The following is a 15885-nucleotide window of genomic DNA, read 5'->3' on the forward strand; positions in this document are numbered from 1 at the left end:
TGCCGTGAGGCGGCGCGGCGCCGGACCGCCCGTGGCATCCAGCGGCCACCGGATGAGCGCGATGCCCCCGGGCCGTGCAGGGAGTTCCCCCCGCTCGCGCCAGGGCGCGGAAGTGGTTTCGAGGTGGCTTCAAGGACGTTCCGGGGGGCTCTTTCGCTCCCCGGCGAACGAGGTGACACGACGTGGCGGATTGGCGTGCCGAGCGGGATCGCGCTCTGTTGACCCTGGAGCGGGAGAAGCGTCCGGCGAGCCGGGCCGAGGCGGCGGACCTGCTGTTCCAACTGGCCTCCGAGGAGCCCGCGCACGCCGCGGAGTTCCTGGACGTGCTCGCGCGACTGCTCGGGGATGCCCAGCCGGAGGTGCGCCGCTCGGGGGTGAGTCTGGCCTCGGTGGTGCTGCCGCCGGAGCAGCTCCCGGACATGCTGCTGCCCCGCTTGCGCGACGACGACACCCGGGTGCGGTTGGAGGCCACCGGCCGGCTCGCGGACCTGGCGCTGCCCCATGCGCGCGGGGCGCTCGCGGGCATGTTGGAGGACCCCACGCCGGAGGTGCGCTTCGAGGCCGCGCGAGGCATCGCCGCCCTCAAGCACCCCGCGGGCCTGGAGGTCCTCGTGGCCGCGCTGGACGTGGACACGCTGCGCTTCCGGGCGCTGGGGGCGCTCGCGGAGCTGGAGGACGCGCGGGCGCTTCCCGCGGTGAAGCGCCTCTTCGGCAAGTGGCTGCTGCCCGCCTTCGACAAGACGCAGGCGGCCGGCGTGCTGATGAAGCTGGGCGACCCCGAGGGCGCGGACTGGCTGATGCAGCGCACGCGCAAGAAGTGGAGCGCGGACCGGGCGCTCGCGGTGGAGCTGTGCGGCGAGCTGAAGGTGCCGGGCGCGCTGGAGCGGCTGAAGGACATCCTCGGCGACGCGAAGGACGCATGCCGGGGCGCCGCCGCGCGCGGGCTGGGCCGGCTGGGAGATGCCCGGGCGCTGCCCTGGCTGCTCGCCGTGCTGGAGGACCGGAGCGCCCCCGAGGACGACCGGCTGGACGCGGCGGATGGCGTGTGGCGCCTGGGCGTGGCGGAGGGGCTGGAGCGCGTGCGCGCCGCCGTGCCCACCTTCGCCTCGGAGGACGCGCGCAGCGAACTGGAAGAGCTGTTTCGGGAGGGCCCATGAGACTGGTTGATGCGCACTGCCACCTGGAGCCGAAGGACTACGCGGACGTGGCGCCGGTGCTGGAGCGCGCGCGGGCCGCGGGGCTGGTGCACGCGGTGCTGGTGGGGCAGTTCCACGGCCCCGGGGACTGGGGCCACGCGCTGGAGGTGGCCGCGCGGCACCCGGAGTTCCTGTCGCCCACGCTGGGCATCCACCCGCACGAGGCCGCCCGCGCCACCGAAGCGGACTTCGAGATGCTGGAGCGCACCTGCGCCCGTCCGGAGCTGCGCGCGGTGGGCGAGGCCGGGCTGGACTACTACTACGACCGCTCGCCGCGCGAGGTGCAGGCCACCGTCTTCCGGCGCCAGTGCGCGCTCGCGAAGCGCCTGGGCAAGCCGCTGGTGGTGCACGTGCGCGACGCGCATGACGACTGCGACGCGGCGCTGGCGGCGGAGGACGTCACGAACGGCGTCATCCACTGCTTCACCGGGGACACGGCCGCGGCGCGCAAGTACCTGGACCGGGGCTTCTTCCTGTCGCTCTCCGGCGTCATCACCTACAAGAAGACCGAAGCCCTCCAGGACGCGGTGCGCTTCGCGCCGCTGGAGCGCCTGATGGTGGAGACGGACAGCCCCTTCCTCGCGCCGGTGCCCCACCGCGGCCGCAAGAACGAGCCCGCGCACGTGCTGGAGACGGCGAAGAAGGTGGCGGAGCTGAAGGGCGTCTCGCTGGAAGAGGTGGCCCGCGTCACCACGGCGAACGCGGCCCGCCTCTTCAACCTCACGCTGGACTGAGCGCGTTGGCCAGGGCCTCCAGGTCCTGGTCCAACTGCGGCATGTCCAGGAGCAGGGCGTCCGGGTCGTAGACGAAGTCCGCCTGCTTCAGCTTCAGCAGGGCCTGCAGCGCGGGCTCGCCCGCGTGTCCACCGAACGCGGCGTGCACCACGCGGCCCCGCTCCAGGTGCAGCGAGCCCTCCAGCGTGTGGTGCCGCAGCTGGAGCTTCCCGCTCTTCTTGCCGCCGCCCAGCGTGCGCAGCAGCTCGCGCGGGGGAAGCTCGTCGAAGCTGCCCCGCACCACCCGGCCCGGGCCGTTGTGCTGCACCCGGTCCTGGAAGAGCGCGTGGACGGTGCGCGCGACCTCCGGCTTGTCGGACGCGGACAGCACCGCCGTCGCGCCCGCCATCAGCAGCCGCTCGCGCGCCTGGGCATCCGGCTCGCCCACCACGGCGATGGGCAGGCCCGCGCTCTCCGGCATGGAGCGGACGGCCTCCAGCAGGTCCATCACTTCCTGCTGTCCCAGCCGCAGGCTCACCACCAGCACGTCGCAGTCCTGCCGCGCCAGGCCGTCCAGGGCTCCGTCCAGCGTGGACAGCGCGTGCGCCACCAGCTCCTGCTTGAGCACCGCCTCCAGCAGCTCCCCGCGCGTGGCTTCGTCCGGTTCGGCGATGAGCACCTGCCGACCCTCGCTGGCCAGCCGGTGCACCAGCAGCGAGCCGCTCTGGAGCTGGCCGACGATGTCCGCCACCACCGGGTCGTAGAGCACGCCCGCGTTCTTGCGCAGGTGCTCCAGCGCCTGCGGCTTGGTGAAGACGCGGCCGTGCGCGTTGCCCGGATTCTTGGTCAGCTCCAGGAAGCTGTCCACCGCGGCCAGGATGCGCGCGCCCAGGGTGATGTCCTCGCCCTTGGCGCCCTGGGGGGTGCCGGAGCCGTCCCAGGCCTCGTACAGCTGCGCGAGGATGGTGTTCACCTGCGCGGGCAGGTGCACCGTCTCGAAGAGCTTCGTCGGCGCGCGGCAGCACGCCTTCGCCTGGGCCTTCCACTCCGCGTTGGCCGCGTTGCTCGCGAGCGAGAAGTGGCGCTCCGGGGGCTTGCCCAGGTCGTGCAGGTACGCGGCGATGGACAGCGCGGCCAGCTCCTTGTGCGGCATGCCCATGCGCTGACCGACGATGCCCGCCTGTCGCGCCAGCTGCGCCGAGTGGCCCCGGTGCCGGGGCCGGTCCTGCTCCAGCAGGCCCACCATCAGGCTCAGCGTCTCCACGTAGTCCGTGTCGCTGATGAGCCCGCGCGGGCCGCCCGGCTCGCGCCGCTGCGTGGAGACGCGCGCCACGTTCGTGCCGCTGCCGGAGCGCTGCAGCCGCATCCGCGCGTCCGTCTCCAGGCGCATCTGGATGCTGGTGGCGCTGCGTCCCGCGGAGGTGCCACTCCGGCCGGGCTCCGTGCCCACGTGGGTGTTGGACGGCGTGTCCGGACGGCGGGGCCCACCCGTGGAGGGGCCCTCCAGGAGCGTGGTGAACGCGGTGGGGTCGCCGTAGTAGTGCTTGCGGATCGCGGCGGAGATGGCGCTGCGCAGGCCGATGTACGCGTAGACCTCCGACATGCCCGTGACGAGGGCGATCTCATCCAGCAGCGACTTGTTCTGTGGCTCGGCGGCCACCACCGACAACAGCTTGCGCTCCGGATCCACGGCCAGCGGGAGCACGTTCTGCGCTTCCGCCAGCCGGACCGGCAGCTTGTCGAGCACCTTCGTGTCGATGCGGACCTTGGCCAGCTTGTCCGCGGTGACGAAGCGGGTCTGGAACTCGTTGGCCAGGAGCCGCAGCAGCGCGGCCTCCTGGAGCAGGCCCAGCTCCACCAGACAGTCCCCCAGCTTGTGGCCGGTGATCTTCTGGTGCTCCAGACCTTGCTCCACGGCCCCTGGCGTCACGAGGCCGGCCTCAATCAACCGCTCTCCCAGCCGCTTCGCCATGGACTTCAGCCCTCCGAGGAGCCACCGCCCTCACCACCGGACTTCACGGGCGCGCTCGGCGCCAGCGCGCTGAACGGCTTGAAGGTCAGCTCGCCGGGCAGGCTCTTGGGGTCGCGCGGCGGACGGTCCTCACGCGGCGGACGGGCGGGGCGCTCCTCACGGGGGCCACGCTCCTCGCGCGGGGGGCGCTCGGCGCGGGGCTCGCGGGGAGGCCGCGGCGGACGCTCCGGACGGGCCTCCTGCGCGGCGGGCGTCGCGCCGGCCTCGGCGCTGGCCTGCGAGGGCGGGCCCTTGTCGCCACGCGCCTTGCGCTTCTCCTCGCGGTGCTTGCGGCGGCCGCCCGCCTCCACCGGGGCCCGGCCGCGGCCGGTGGGCGCGAAGCCCTTCCAGAGCGGACGGTCGTAGGCGCGCAGGTGCTCCGTCCAGCGCTCGTTCGGATCGCGCTGCATGGCCTCCACCCACGACGCGATGCGCGCGTCGAGCGAGCTGAGCGTGTCCACGATCTGCGCCTCCAGCGTCACCGGCACCTTCACGCCGGGGGCGCCGGACGGGCCCTGCTGGGAGATCGCCAGGTGCGTCAGGTGCTGCTCCAGCAGCGGCGGGAAGCCGGGGATGCCCAGCGTCTTCTCGCGGATCTTCTGCGCGGCCAGCACCGCGTGGCCCACCAGGCGGCCCTCGTCGGAGGTGTCGAAGCCCTTGTCGGAGGCCCCGTCGCCGCCCTTCATCACGTCGTGCAGGAACGCGCCCGCGAGCAGCAGGTCGCGGTCCGCCATGGGGTAGTGGTCCGACACGCGCAGCGTCAGGCGCATCACCGACAGGACGTGCTCGGCCAGGCCGCCGCGCCACGCGTGGTGCACGCCCTTGGCCGCGGGGGCCACCGGCAGCGCCGCGGACACGTGCGCGTCGTCCAGGAACGCCAGCAGGAGCTGCTTCACGTACGGGTCGTTGACGCGCTCGGTGACGAGCTCGCGGATCTGCCCCACCGCGCGCGGGCCACCGGCGCCGCCCTCATGGCGCTCGGCCTTGGGCTCCGCGCGGGGCTCCTTGCCTTCGGAAGCCTTCGCGTCGCCAGACCTGGCGTCGCCAGACTTCGCTTCGCCGGACTTGGCTTCGCCGGACTTGGCTTCGCTGCCCTTGGACTCGGCCTTGGCCTCCGCGGGCGGGGCCGGGGGCGGCTCGAACTCCTGGGGGTCGAGCGGCTCCGGATCCAACCGCTCCATGGCCTCCACGACGACCTGGGTGCGCCCGTGGAAGACGATGACGCTGCCCTGCACGAGGACGTAGTCGCCGCTCTGGAACGCGGGTTCGAGCACGTCCACCTTGTCGAAGACGCGCGCGTCCACGGTGCCGCTCTTGTCGGCGAGGGACAGCGACAGGAACACCTTGCCGCTGCGAGCGTTCACCTTCTCCTTCTTGGTGACGCGGAAGACGGTGTTGACGCGGTCCTTCTCGCGCAGGTCGACCGCGTACACCTTGCGGACGGTCTCGACGGAAGCCTCCGGGGTGGAAGTCGCGGCCTGGGTTTCGTTTTCGGTTGTCATCGCGGGCGCGGACACTAACACCGAGGAGGCCCGGCGAGGGCGAAACAAGTCACGGTCCCTCGTTCAGTTCACCTCGAGCGCCACGGCTTCCAGGTACTCGGCCCCTGGGGAGCCGACCGGCGCCGGGTGGTCTGGCGGCAGGCCCATCCGCACCAGGCGGAACGCGATGCGCGCCTCCTGCTCGCAGGCCGTGGCCACGCACTCCGTGAATGAGCCCAGGCCCACCGGTGGGTGATAACCGACCACGAGCAAGCGTCCTCCGTGCCGGACGCGCCGGAGCGCCAGCCGCGCCTGTTCGATGAAGTCGTCCTCGGACGTCGCGCCCAGGGTGTCCAGCAGCACCAAATCGAAGGTGTCGTCGATGGCGCGCAGCACCGCCAGGGGCTCTCCCTGTTCCACCGTCACCCGGCCGAGCAGTCCGTTGGCCTCCGCGTTCTCGCGCGCCAGGTCCGCCGCGTCCGCGTTGCCGTCGAAGGCGAGGATCTGCTTCGCCCCGTGGCGCCCCGCGTGGACGAAGAGGCCGCCCACGTTGCAGGCGACGTCCAGCACCCGATCCCCGTTGCCCGTCCGGTTCAGGAAGCGGCGCAGCTCGCGGTGGTCATACCCGTAGCCCGTGCCCCGGCCGTAGGTGAGGTCCACCGTGAAGCGCGCCTCCAGCTCCAGCAGGCGGCACCAGCGTGGCGGCGTCCCATACATCACGTGTGGCCGCTGCGCGGGCAGGCCCAGCGCCTGGCGCCGGTGGGTGTCATTGCGCAGCAGCACGGAAGAGGCCCCCGTCACCTCGCCCAGCGTGCGGGTGATCTCCTCGTGGCGGGCGTCCATGGCGCGGGTCAGCGTCTGAACGACGAAGTGCTGATCATACCGGTCCACGATGAGCCCCGGCAGCCCGTCCCCGTCGTCGTTGACGATGCGGCAGAAGCGCGGGTCGTCCACCAGCCGCGCGCGGCGCTCGAAGGCGTGGCGCACGTGGCGGGGGAGGAGCCCCTCCACGGACTCGTCCGCCAGGCCCAGCCGGCGCACGGCCAGGGACGCCTGGAGATCCACGTCGCCCAGGCCCAGGACCTCTCCATCCTCGTCCTTGAGCTGCATGGGCGTTCCGGGCTGGGGCTCGCCTTCGACGGAGACGATGTCCTCGCGGCGCAGCCAGGGGGCGCCATGGCGAAGCTTGCGGGCGGCTTCTCGGGACAGGTAGGTGCTGAGCAAGGTGCGGTCCTCCTCCAGCGCGATGGCGGGCACCCCCGGGGATGCCTTCCATCAAACATGGGCCGTGTCGGGCCTGCTGGCGGCGAGGGCCGTGCCGCCGCCCTGGAGGGCAGGGGAGGGAGCGGCGCTAGAGGACGGACGGAGGCCGCTTGTATGCCTTGAACGTGACCCGCATGAGGATGCCGCTGACCACCAGGGCCAGCGCGATGCCCAGCATGCGCACCGCGGGGGTCCGCCCCAGGACCATCACCAGGAGGGCACCCACGCCCAGCGCCACCGCTCCCAGGACGGTGAAGGTCTGCGCGCGGGCGGCCTTGCCGCTCTGGGGTTTCTTCGCCCGCGCGAGCGCCGGCAGGGACGACGCCTTGCGCCACTTCTCCGCGCCGTCCTCGCGCACCTCGTCGTTGGGATCCACGAGCCCCTGCACGTAGGCGCGCTCGATGTCGCCCAGCGAGGGGAACATCAGCTCTCCGTCAGGGGTGCGCACGCGGTACGCCATGGGGCCGTCCCTCCTCGGGCCACCCTCGCCCGGAAGGGGCGGGGAGCTCAAGCCAGCTCGGTGGCAATCTGCTCAGCGATGCGCAGTCCATCAATGGCGGACGACACGATGCCGCCCGCGTAGCCGCAGCCCTCGCCGGCCGGGTACAGGCCGCGCATGGACACCGACTGCAGGTCGTCGCCCCGGGTGACGCGCACCGGGGAGCTGGTCCGGCTCTCGATGCCGATGAGCTTTCCCTCGTCGCTGATGAAGCCGCGCATCTTCCGGTCGAACGTGCGCAGCGCCGCCTTGAGCGACTGCGTCAGCCGCTCCGGGAAGAGCTGGTTCAAATCCGTGTGCGCCAGGCCCGGGCGGTAGCTGGTGTCCCCGGGGTCCTTCTTCACGCGGCCGGCCAGGTAGTCGGGGATGGTCTGCGCGGGCGCGAAGAAGCGGCCTCCGCCCAGCTTGTAGGCCTCGCCCTCCCAGTGCCGCTGGAACTCCAGGCCCGCGAGCGGCCCGTGGAAGCCCTCGCGCGCGAAGTCCTCGACGGACACCGACACGACGATGCCCGCGTTGGCGAACTTCGCGTTGCGCCGCGAGTTGCTCATGCCGTTGGTGCACTGCAGCCCCTCTTCGGTGGGCGTGGGCACCACGATGCCGCCGGGGCACATGCAGAACGAATAGACGCCGCGCACCTCGCCGTCCACGTCCAGGTTCTCCGCCAGCTTGTAGTCCGCGGGCGGCAGCTTCGAGTGCTTCGCGGCGGCGCCGTACTGGATGCCGTTGATGAGCGACTGCGGGTGCTCCGCGCGGAAGCCCAGCGCGAAGGGCTTGGCCTCCACGCTCACGCGGCCGTCGGCGGCGAAGCGCTCGTACAGCTCGCGCGCGGAGTTGCCCGGCGCCAGGATGACGCGGTCGCTCTCCAGCGTGCGCCCGTCCGCCATCTTCACGCCCGCGATGTGGCCATCGCGGTAGAGCAGGTCGTCCACGCGCTGCTCGAAGTGCACCTGGCAGCCGCCGGCGATCAGCTCCTCGCGCAGCTTCGCCACCGCGCCGGGCAGCAGGTCCGAGCCGATGTGCGGCTTGCCCTCAATCAGGATGTGGTCCGGCGCGCCGTAGCGGGCGAAGGCTTCAATCACCTTGCGCACCATGGGGTGGTTGATGCGCGTGGACAGCTTGCCGTCCGTGTACGCGCCCGCGCCGCCCTCGCCGAAGTTCATGTTGCTCTCGCGGTCGAGCGTCCCGTCGCGCATGAGCTTCGCCACGTCCTTGCGGCGCGTCACCACCTCCTTGCCGCGCTCCAGCAGGATGCTGCGCACGCCGCGCTCCAGCAGGCCCAGCGCGCAGAACAACCCCGCGGGTCCGGTGCCGATGATCAGCGGCAGCTTCTCCGGCTCCTTCACGCGCGGCGGCGCTTCCGGCGGGGGCGGGGCCTCGCTCACGTCCGGGGGCAGGCGGGGCGCCTTGCGGCCCGGGGCCAGCTCCACCTCCAACGTGTAGATGTAACGGGGGCTGCCCTTCTTGCGCGCGTCCAGCACCGAGCGCACCACGCGCACGGAGGAGAGGTCCCCCCGGGTGACTCCCAGCTTCTCCGCGGCGCGCTGGCCGAGCAGCTCCTCCGGCTCGTCCAACCACAGCCCGATGTTGTTCACCCGGTACGCCATCTTGGTCTTGCTCCTCGGTGGGGGGGCGTATGTGCTCCACCCCCCGGAGGGAATGCAAGCACTTGAAAAGACGAGCTGCCCTCAAGGGAGGGGGGCGCGGGGTAGGTGCGTACCCGCGGATGCACCCGGCCCCCGATTCCAGGCCGGCGGAACGCCCAGGTGCGTAACCCCCTTCGCACCTTCCACGTTCCGTGCCGTCCACGCCGGCCCTTCAACCCCCGAGGACTGCTGGAGAATCCGTTTGGAAGAGAACGACTGGCACGGAGGTTGAACACCGGAGCCGAAGATGACGCGGCGCCTGGACACGTGGCGCCGATTCCGGAGGCAAATCCCGTGAGCACCGACCAGAAGGGCACCCGCATCCTCGCGCGCACGTTCTTCAACCAGCTGCGCGCAAGCGGTTACACGCCGCACCAGGTCATTGGCATCGCGACGGAGCTGCTGGAGCTTGTCACCACCGACCTGAAGGAAGGCGACAAGGAAGTCGCGCCCCAGCCGGCGCCGGCCGCGGAAGCGAGCCCGGGTTGGCAGCCGCGCGTCTAGCCCGTTAGAATCCCCTGCACAGACCCTCCGCGGGTGAGCGGGCTCCGGACCGGTTCCGGGGTCCCCGCCCGCGAGGCGACGGGAGCGAACCGGCGGCCGCCGGTTTTTTTCTACGCCGGCAAATATGGCCTGAGCTCCTCTTCGATGCCTCGGAGGTAGCCGTCCGGATCGGCGCGAAAGCGTCGGCCCATGATGCGGGGGACGCGCCGGGCTTCGAGCTGAGCGCGTAATTGCCGCCAGTCGTCGAGGTCCCCAGGTGCCAGGAGGGTTGCGTCGAGTTCAGGCAGCAGGTGGGCGGCGGCGATAGCTGGCAGCCGGACTGCGCCGCGCACGACGAGGCCCGCGCTGCCTCGGACCCGGCCCGAGGCCCGCCGCTCATGGTAGCGGCAGGTGCCGAAGAGGTGCTCCAAGACATTATCGGTGCGGGGTAACTCCGGCACGTCGTAGCAATGGAAGAGGCCCTTCCAGTAGCGGCGCGTTTCCAGGAGGAAATGAGCCAGGGCCTGGCGCAGGACACCCCGGTGGCGTCGACGCGTCCATCGCACCAGGGCGGCCAGCAGGGCCGACAGACGGCGGCGCACGCCCGCGGCATCCAATCCGGGCTCATTCTGGAGGATGGCCGCGGTGCGCTCGACCCAGCGGTAGGCGCGTGCGAGGGCGGGCCACATGGAAGCGGTGGCGCTGCGTGCTTTGCGCAGCACCGCCCGCAGGCGGCTCAACTGCGGGACGCAGGCCCCCCTTTTTCCACCCGCTCCAGGCTCTTCTCGATGGCGCCCAGGCGTCGGCGCAGCAGCAGTCCGGAGGGGTTGAGGGGTGGGCGGTGGTCGTCGGTGAGAGCGCTCCTGACGGCTGCCGCGTAGGCGCGCGTGGCGCGGGCGCTCGCGTCGTCACGGCCTTCCACGGCCCGTTCGACCTTGCGCACCTCTCGCACGCGCTTCTTCAGCTCCTTCTTCGCATGCCGGTCCACCTCGTAGAGCGGCCGGGCCGCCTCCCTCAGGTAATGGAAATGGCATAGCTGGTGCGGCACCCCAGGCAATGCATGCGCCACGGCATTGCGAATACTTCGCTGCCCATCCGACACCACACCGACGATGGGCACCCGGCCCAGCGCACGCTTCACTTCCTCCAGCAGCGGCACGAGCTCCTGCTCGCCGCCAGCCAGCAGGGGACGCGCCAGCAGCACCTGCCCCGAGAGGCATTCGCGCACGACCCAAAGCACCTCATGCCCTACGTCCGGAGCGAGGCCGTCGATGGCGAGCACCGCCCGGCCCTGGCATTTGAGCGTCGCATGCAGTCGCCCCGCATCCAGCAACTGGAGGCTGACGAGTTCATCGTACCGGTCGAGCAGGTTGGTGCAGGTGCGCTCGGAGACGGCGACGCCCTTCTGACGCAGCAGTGCGTGAATCTCCGGCACGCTGCGGTGCTCCCGGTAGCGCTGGGCTCCGATGAAGGCCAGCACGTCCAAGCCGAACTCGTGCTCCGGCAGCACCCAGCGGCCCTCGCCCTCTGCCCTGAGTGGAACGCCCTTCAGCAGACACTCCTCCCGGTGGCATACCCGCACCTGCACCGAGAGCCCCACGCAACCCGCCAGCGTCGTCACACAGCGACGCGAGCGCCAATCCGCTCGCGTTCTTGCGCCGCACGCCTCACAGCGCCGCCGCTCGCTGTCGACCTTCACCTCACGGGTGGCCACCGGGCGAGCCGTCGTCCGAGCCATGGTGCTCCTCCTCTCAGAGGGTCAACACCTGGGGCTCAGGCCGTATTTGCCGGCGTAGTTTTTTTGTTCCCTGCTCGCCCCCAGGGCTTCGACGCACTGTGTCGTCAGGGCTGTGGTTGGCGCCGGCGCTCGCGGGCCGCGGCGGCGGCGATGACGAGCAGCGCGGCGGTGAGCGCGGTGAAGACGAGGCTCGCGGAGGTGGGGGCCGTCAGCGCGAGCAGGCCCAGTCCCGCGAGGAACGCGAGCACGTCGACGGCGGCGGGCCGGGGTTGTGGGAGCACGAGCACCGTGGCGCACCCGGCCAGGGGCAGCCCCAGCGCGACCTGCCGGAAGATGGCATCGGTGCTGGTGCGCACCGTCTCCCAGTAGTTGATGAGGATGGCGGCGAAGATGACCACCGTGCCTCCGGCGAGCACGAGCACGCCCGCGGCCGCGGCGTCCTTGGTGAGCCGGGCCTTCTCGTCGAACTGTTGCACGGCCAGGTCCACCAGCTGCTCCAGCGCGCTGTTGAGAATCTCCGCGAAGAAGATGAGCAGCACGCAGAAGATGAGCGTCACCTTCTCCGCGAGCCCCAGCGGGATGCCGCTGCCCACCAGCCCCACGAGGACGCCGGAGATGAGGTGGATGCGCATGTTGCGCTGCCAGGCCACGGTGTGGATGAGGCCCGCCCACGCATGTCCGAACGAGGCGAACAGCCCGTTGCTGCGGCGGGAGGGAAACTGGGGGCGGGAGGGTGCAGGAACGGTCATCGGAAGGTGAAGGGGTGGGCAGGCTAGCACCCACGGGTGCGATTGCTGCTGCCGAGTGAACGGGTAAGGTCGGCCGCGTGATGCGAACATCCCTGTCGTCCTGGTCGCGCGTGCTGGCGCTGACCCTGCTGTGCACCTCCGTCCTCGCTCAGGGGCAGGACGTCCCGGAAAGGTTCGAGGGAGACGACCTGGGCCTGGAGCCGCCGGGTGTTCAATACCTGCCAGCCCCGGGGCCCAGGGCCCACGAGCAGCGCCGGCTGTCCTCCAGCGAGCCCCCCGTGGTGCGGCGCGAATCCCGCGGCGCGAAGGCGGCCGGCGTGCCGCAGTCGCGGCTGGGGGAGGGCGCGCTGTCCGGCAAGGTCATCTACCTGAGCCCCGGCCACGGCTTCTACCGCGACGCCGGGCTCAAGCGCTGGGCGACGCAGCGGCCCAACAGCTGGGGCGTGGTGGAGGACTTCATCTCCGTGGAGGTGATGTCCCAGGAGCTCCTGCCCATGCTCATGGCGGCCGGCGCGACGGTGGTTCCGGTGCGCGAGACGGACCTGAACCCGCTGCTCGCGACCGTGGACAACGGGGGCACGGGCTACGTGGAGAGCGGGGACGCGGCGCGCTTCCACGCCTCTGAACAGAAGGGCTGGGCTCAACCGCCCATCCCCATGGGCAACAACGTGGAGCCGTTCACGCTGGGCACCACGCGCCTGCTGGACACCGCGGCGACCGCCACCGCGCGCGCGACGTGGACCCCGGACGTGCCGGCGGACGCGGCCTACAACGTCTACGTCTCCTACGGCTCCGACCCCTCGCGCGCGTCGGACGCGCACTACGTGGTGAAGCACTCGGGCGGGGAGAGCCACTTCCGCGTGAACCAGCGCCGCCACGGCGGGACGTGGGTGCTGCTGGGGCGCTTCTATTTCAAGGCGGGGCAGCACCCGGAGTCGGGCGCGGTGGTGTTGGAGAACGACTCGGCGGCGGGCGCGGGCGCGACGCTGTCGGTGGACGCGGTGCGGCTGGGCGGCGGCAGGGGGCTGCTGGGTGACGCGGCGCAGGGGCCGCTGCTGCGCCCCCGCTTCGAGGAGAGCGCGCGCTACCACGTGCAGTACAGCGGGGCGCCCTTCAGCGTGTACGCGCCGACGGGGGCCAACGCGCTGTCCAACGAGCGCAACGCGGACGTGAACGCCCGGCCGCGCTTCGCCGCGTGGCTGCACGAGGAGGGCGAGGACGCGGTCTACGTCGGCTGGCACACCAACGCGGGCACGTCCGGCACGGTGATGGGGACGGAGGGGTACGTCTATGGGCCGAACCCGGTGGACGGCACGCTCAACTTCACCGGCGTGGCGGGCAGCGACGTGATGGCCCGGGCGCTGCTCGCGCAGATTGAGACGGACCTGAAGCGCGAGGTGGATCCGAGCTGGCGCGTGCGCAGCCTGCGCTCGGCGAACCTGGGCGAGGTGAACCCCACGCACAACCCGGAGATGCCCAGCGTGCTGCTGGAGATGGCCTACCACGACAACGCGTCGGACGCGGCGAAGCTCAAGGAAGCCCGCATGCGCCACGTCGCCGCGCGCGCCATCGTGCAGGGGTTGATCAAGTACTTCGCGGCCCGCGACGGCGCGGCCGTGCACCTGCCGCCGGAGGCCCCCGGCGCGGTGGCGGCGCGCAACGCGGCGCCGGGCGCGGTGGAGGTGAAGTGGACCGCCCCGCCGCAGGTCGCCTCCGAGGAGGGCCGTGACGCGCCCACGGGCTATCGCCTCTACCAGAGCGTGGATGGCTTCGGCTGGGACGACGGCATGCCGGTGCAGGGGACCTCGGCCACCGTCACGCTGACGGCCGGCACGCTGCGCTACTTCCGCGTCGCCGCGGTGAACGCGGGCGGCGAGTCCTTCCCGTCCGCCACGGTGGGCGTGCGCGTGGGGGACGTGTCGCCGGTGCTGCTCATCAACGCGTACGAGCGGCTGGACGCGACGGTGGCGTGTGGCGAGGAGCTGAAGACGCCGTACGACCTGGAGGCCCCGCTGCGCGTCTACCTGGAGGCGACGAACGACGGCAGCTACCTGCGCCAGCACGGCGCGGCCTTCGCGCAGTCCGCGGTGGCGTTCGACAGCGCTGCGGGCAACGCGCTCGCCGCGGGGCTGGTGTCGCCCGCGGGGTACCGGCTGGTGGACTGGTCCGCCGGGCGCGGGGGCGTGAGCGGCGCGGGCCCGAGCCGGGCCGAACAGGATGCCCTGCGCGCGTTCGTCACCGGCGGCGGGCACCTGCTGCTGTCGGGGAGCCGGACGGTCTCCGCGCTCGCGGAGGGCAGCGCCGACGACAAGCTGTTCCTCTCGGACATCCTGCGGGTAGCCCCCGCCTCCACCTCCACGGTGGCCAGCGTGGGGGGCTCGCAGGGCGGCTTCCTCTCGGGCCTGGCGGTCACGCCGCTGGCGGATGGGACCCGCGAGGCGTACCCCGTGGGGCTGACGGATGTGCTGGCGCCAACGGGCGGCGGCGAGGCGGTGCTGAGCTACGGCTCCACCAGCGCGAGGGCGGGCGTCCTGTCGGGCACCGCGCCGGCGGGACAGGTGCTGGTGCTGGGTTTTCCGTTTGAGGGCCTTTCATCCAACCAGGAGCGGTCGCGGCTGGTGGGCGCGTTCCTGGTGCGCACGGGGCTTCTTGCCCAGGCGCCGGCGCTGCCTCCCCTGGTCGCGGCGCCGGCGGTCAGCCCCCGGCCGCTGTCGTCCTGCGTGGCGGTGCGGGCGGTGGATCCGCATCCGCCGTCGAAGCCGCCGCCGGTGGACCCGCCGCCGGAGCCGACGGTCGTTCCGGTCCTTCCGGACGTCTACGCCGGCCTGGGGGATAAGGGCTGCGGGTGCGGGGCGGGGGCGGCGGGAACGGCTTCCGGGCTCTGGGTGTTGCTCGGGGTGATTGTTCAGCTCCGGCGCGCGCGCTCGAAACCGGGCCACGCGAGGCGTTGACTCGGCGGGGGCGCCTGCCTACGGTCGGCCGCCTTCTTTACGAGACTCATGACGGGTGGGCCGCAAGGGCCCACTCCTGCAAGGGAGACGGAGAACATCATGGCCATCAAGCTCGCCATCAACGGCTTCGGTCGTATCGGTCGCTGCGTCCTGCGCGCCGCGCTCAGCCGCAAGGAAGACCTTGAGATCGTCGCCATCAACGACCTCGACAAGCCGTCGGCGCTGGCCCACCTGTTCAAGTACGACTCCGTGCACCGCACGTGGCCGGGCGAGGTGAAGGCCACGGACAAGGGCATCGTGGTGGACGGCAGGGAGATCGCCGTCACCGCGGAGAAGGACCCCACGGCGCTGCCGTGGAAGAGCATGAACGTGGACGTGGTGCTGGAGTGCACCGGCCGCTTCACCTCTCGCGAGGGCGCGGAGAAGCACCTCAAGGCGGGCGCGAAGAAGGTCCTCATCTCCGCCCCGGCCAAGGGCCCGGACATCACCATCGCGTACGGCATCAACCACGCCGAGTACGACGCGTCCAAGCACCACATCGTGTCCAACGCCTCGTGCACCACGAACTGCCTGGCGCCCATCGCCAAGGTGCTGGTGGACAACTTCGGCGTCGAGAAGGGCCTGATGACGACGATCCACAGCTACACCAACGATCAGCGCATCCTGGACCTCACCCACGAGGACATGCGCCGCGCCCGCGCCGCCGCGCTCTCCATGATCCCCACCAGCACGGGCGCCGCGAAGGCCATTGGCGAGGTGCTGCCTTCCCTCAAGGGCAAGATGCACGGCCTGTCGGTGCGCGTCCCCACCCCGAACGTGTCGCTGGTGGACCTGACGGTGAACACCACCAAGAAGGTCACGGCGGAGGAGGTCATCGCCGCGTTCAAGAACGCCGCCGCCACGCAGCTCAAGGGCGTGCTGGAGTTCAGCGACGCGCAGACGGTGTCGGTGGACTACAACGGCAACCCGCACTCGGCCATCTTCGACGCCACCAACTGCTACGTGATGGGCGACAACCTGCTCAAGGTCATGGCCTGGTACGACAACGAGTGGGGCTTCTCCAACCGCATGGTCGACACGGCGAAGTTCCTCGTGTCCAAGGGCCTGTAGTCCCAAGGCTCCGCACACCGGCACGTTGGGCTGACCGAGACAGGCACA

12 protein-coding genes are annotated in these 15885 nt (G+C 71.6%); 5 read left to right on the forward strand and 7 right to left on the reverse strand.

All coding sequences use genetic code 11. The features are described 5' to 3' along the window. Nucleotides 1-182 precede the first annotated feature (182 nt). Both GTY96_RS17645 and GTY96_RS17650 read left to right on the forward strand, forming a co-directional pair. Nucleotides 183-1157, forward strand: coding sequence for a HEAT repeat domain-containing protein (locus GTY96_RS17645; RefSeq protein ID WP_143901734.1), 975 nt, complete (start codon nucleotides 183-185; stop codon nucleotides 1155-1157). Beyond that, entirely contained in the window at nucleotides 1154-1930 is a 777-nt protein-coding gene (locus GTY96_RS17650) for a TatD family hydrolase (RefSeq protein ID WP_143901732.1), read from the forward strand. The genes GTY96_RS17645 and GTY96_RS17650 overlap by 4 nt, the downstream gene beginning before the upstream one ends. Here GTY96_RS17650 and GTY96_RS17655 read toward each other — a convergent pair. From GTY96_RS17655 to GTY96_RS17675, 5 genes are all read right to left on the reverse strand, one after another. Further along, nucleotides 1917-3881 (reverse strand): HD domain-containing phosphohydrolase, encoded by a 1965-nt coding sequence (locus GTY96_RS17655; protein WP_143901730.1) that lies wholly within the window; start codon nucleotides 3879-3881, stop codon nucleotides 1917-1919. The two genes, GTY96_RS17650 and GTY96_RS17655, sit on opposite strands and share 14 nt — an antisense overlap. A 5-nt stretch (nucleotides 3882-3886) precedes the next feature. Continuing rightward, nucleotides 3887-5422 carry an HD domain-containing protein gene (locus GTY96_RS17660; protein WP_186001895.1) on the reverse strand — a complete coding sequence of 512 codons (1536 nt, stop codon included), beginning with the start codon at nucleotides 5420-5422 and terminating at the stop codon, nucleotides 3887-3889. Nucleotides 5423-5485: 63 nt separating this feature from the next. Next, a complete protein-coding gene (locus GTY96_RS17665) occupies nucleotides 5486-6625 on the reverse strand; it encodes a class I SAM-dependent rRNA methyltransferase (protein ID WP_143902179.1) in 1140 nt (379 codons plus the stop codon). A gap of 127 nt (nucleotides 6626-6752) precedes the next feature. Further along, nucleotides 6753-7124 carry a hypothetical protein gene (locus tag GTY96_RS17670; protein WP_143901726.1) on the reverse strand — a complete coding sequence of 124 codons (372 nt, stop codon included), beginning with the start codon at nucleotides 7122-7124 and terminating at the stop codon, nucleotides 6753-6755. Nucleotides 7125-7171: 47 nt separating this feature from the next. Continuing rightward, on the reverse strand, nucleotides 7172-8767 hold the full coding sequence (locus GTY96_RS17675) for an NAD(P)/FAD-dependent oxidoreductase (RefSeq protein ID WP_143901724.1): 1596 nt from the start codon (nucleotides 8765-8767) through the stop codon (nucleotides 7172-7174). Nucleotides 8768-9100: 333 nt separating this feature from the next. On the opposite strand from GTY96_RS17675, the gene GTY96_RS17680 reads away from it, so the two are divergent. After that, on the forward strand, nucleotides 9101-9310 hold the full coding sequence (locus tag GTY96_RS17680; RefSeq protein ID WP_201756215.1) for a hypothetical protein: 210 nt from the start codon (nucleotides 9101-9103) through the stop codon (nucleotides 9308-9310). A gap of 110 nt (nucleotides 9311-9420) precedes the next feature. Here the strand turns inward: GTY96_RS17680 and GTY96_RS17685 are convergent. Together GTY96_RS17685 and GTY96_RS17690 are read right to left on the reverse strand one after the other, a co-directional pair. After that, nucleotides 9421-10988 (reverse strand): transposase gene (locus GTY96_RS17685; RefSeq protein ID WP_161665422.1). Its coding sequence is split into 2 segments (ribosomal slippage): nucleotides 9421-10031 and nucleotides 10031-10988, totalling 1569 coding nucleotides; the frame shifts between segments, so codons are not numbered across the junction. Between the two features lie 143 nt (nucleotides 10989-11131). Further along, nucleotides 11132-11776 carry a diacylglycerol kinase family protein gene (locus GTY96_RS17690; RefSeq protein WP_143901720.1) on the reverse strand — a complete coding sequence of 215 codons (645 nt, stop codon included), beginning with the start codon at nucleotides 11774-11776 and terminating at the stop codon, nucleotides 11132-11134. A gap of 80 nt (nucleotides 11777-11856) precedes the next feature. Here GTY96_RS17690 and GTY96_RS17695 point away from each other — a divergent pair, with 80 nt between their 5' ends. Further along, a complete protein-coding gene (locus GTY96_RS17695; RefSeq protein WP_161665423.1) occupies nucleotides 11857-14727 on the forward strand; it encodes a golvesin C-terminal-like domain-containing protein in 2871 nt (956 codons plus the stop codon). Between the two features lie 99 nt (nucleotides 14728-14826). Beyond that, on the forward strand, nucleotides 14827-15837 hold the full coding sequence (gap, locus tag GTY96_RS17700; RefSeq protein ID WP_143901716.1) for a type I glyceraldehyde-3-phosphate dehydrogenase: 1011 nt from the start codon (nucleotides 14827-14829) through the stop codon (nucleotides 15835-15837). Nucleotides 15838-15885: the final 48 nt, after the last annotated feature.

Origin of the sequence: Corallococcus silvisoli (genome assembly GCF_009909145.1) — a bacterium.
Classification (GTDB): domain Bacteria; phylum Myxococcota; class Myxococcia; order Myxococcales; family Myxococcaceae; genus Corallococcus; species Corallococcus silvisoli.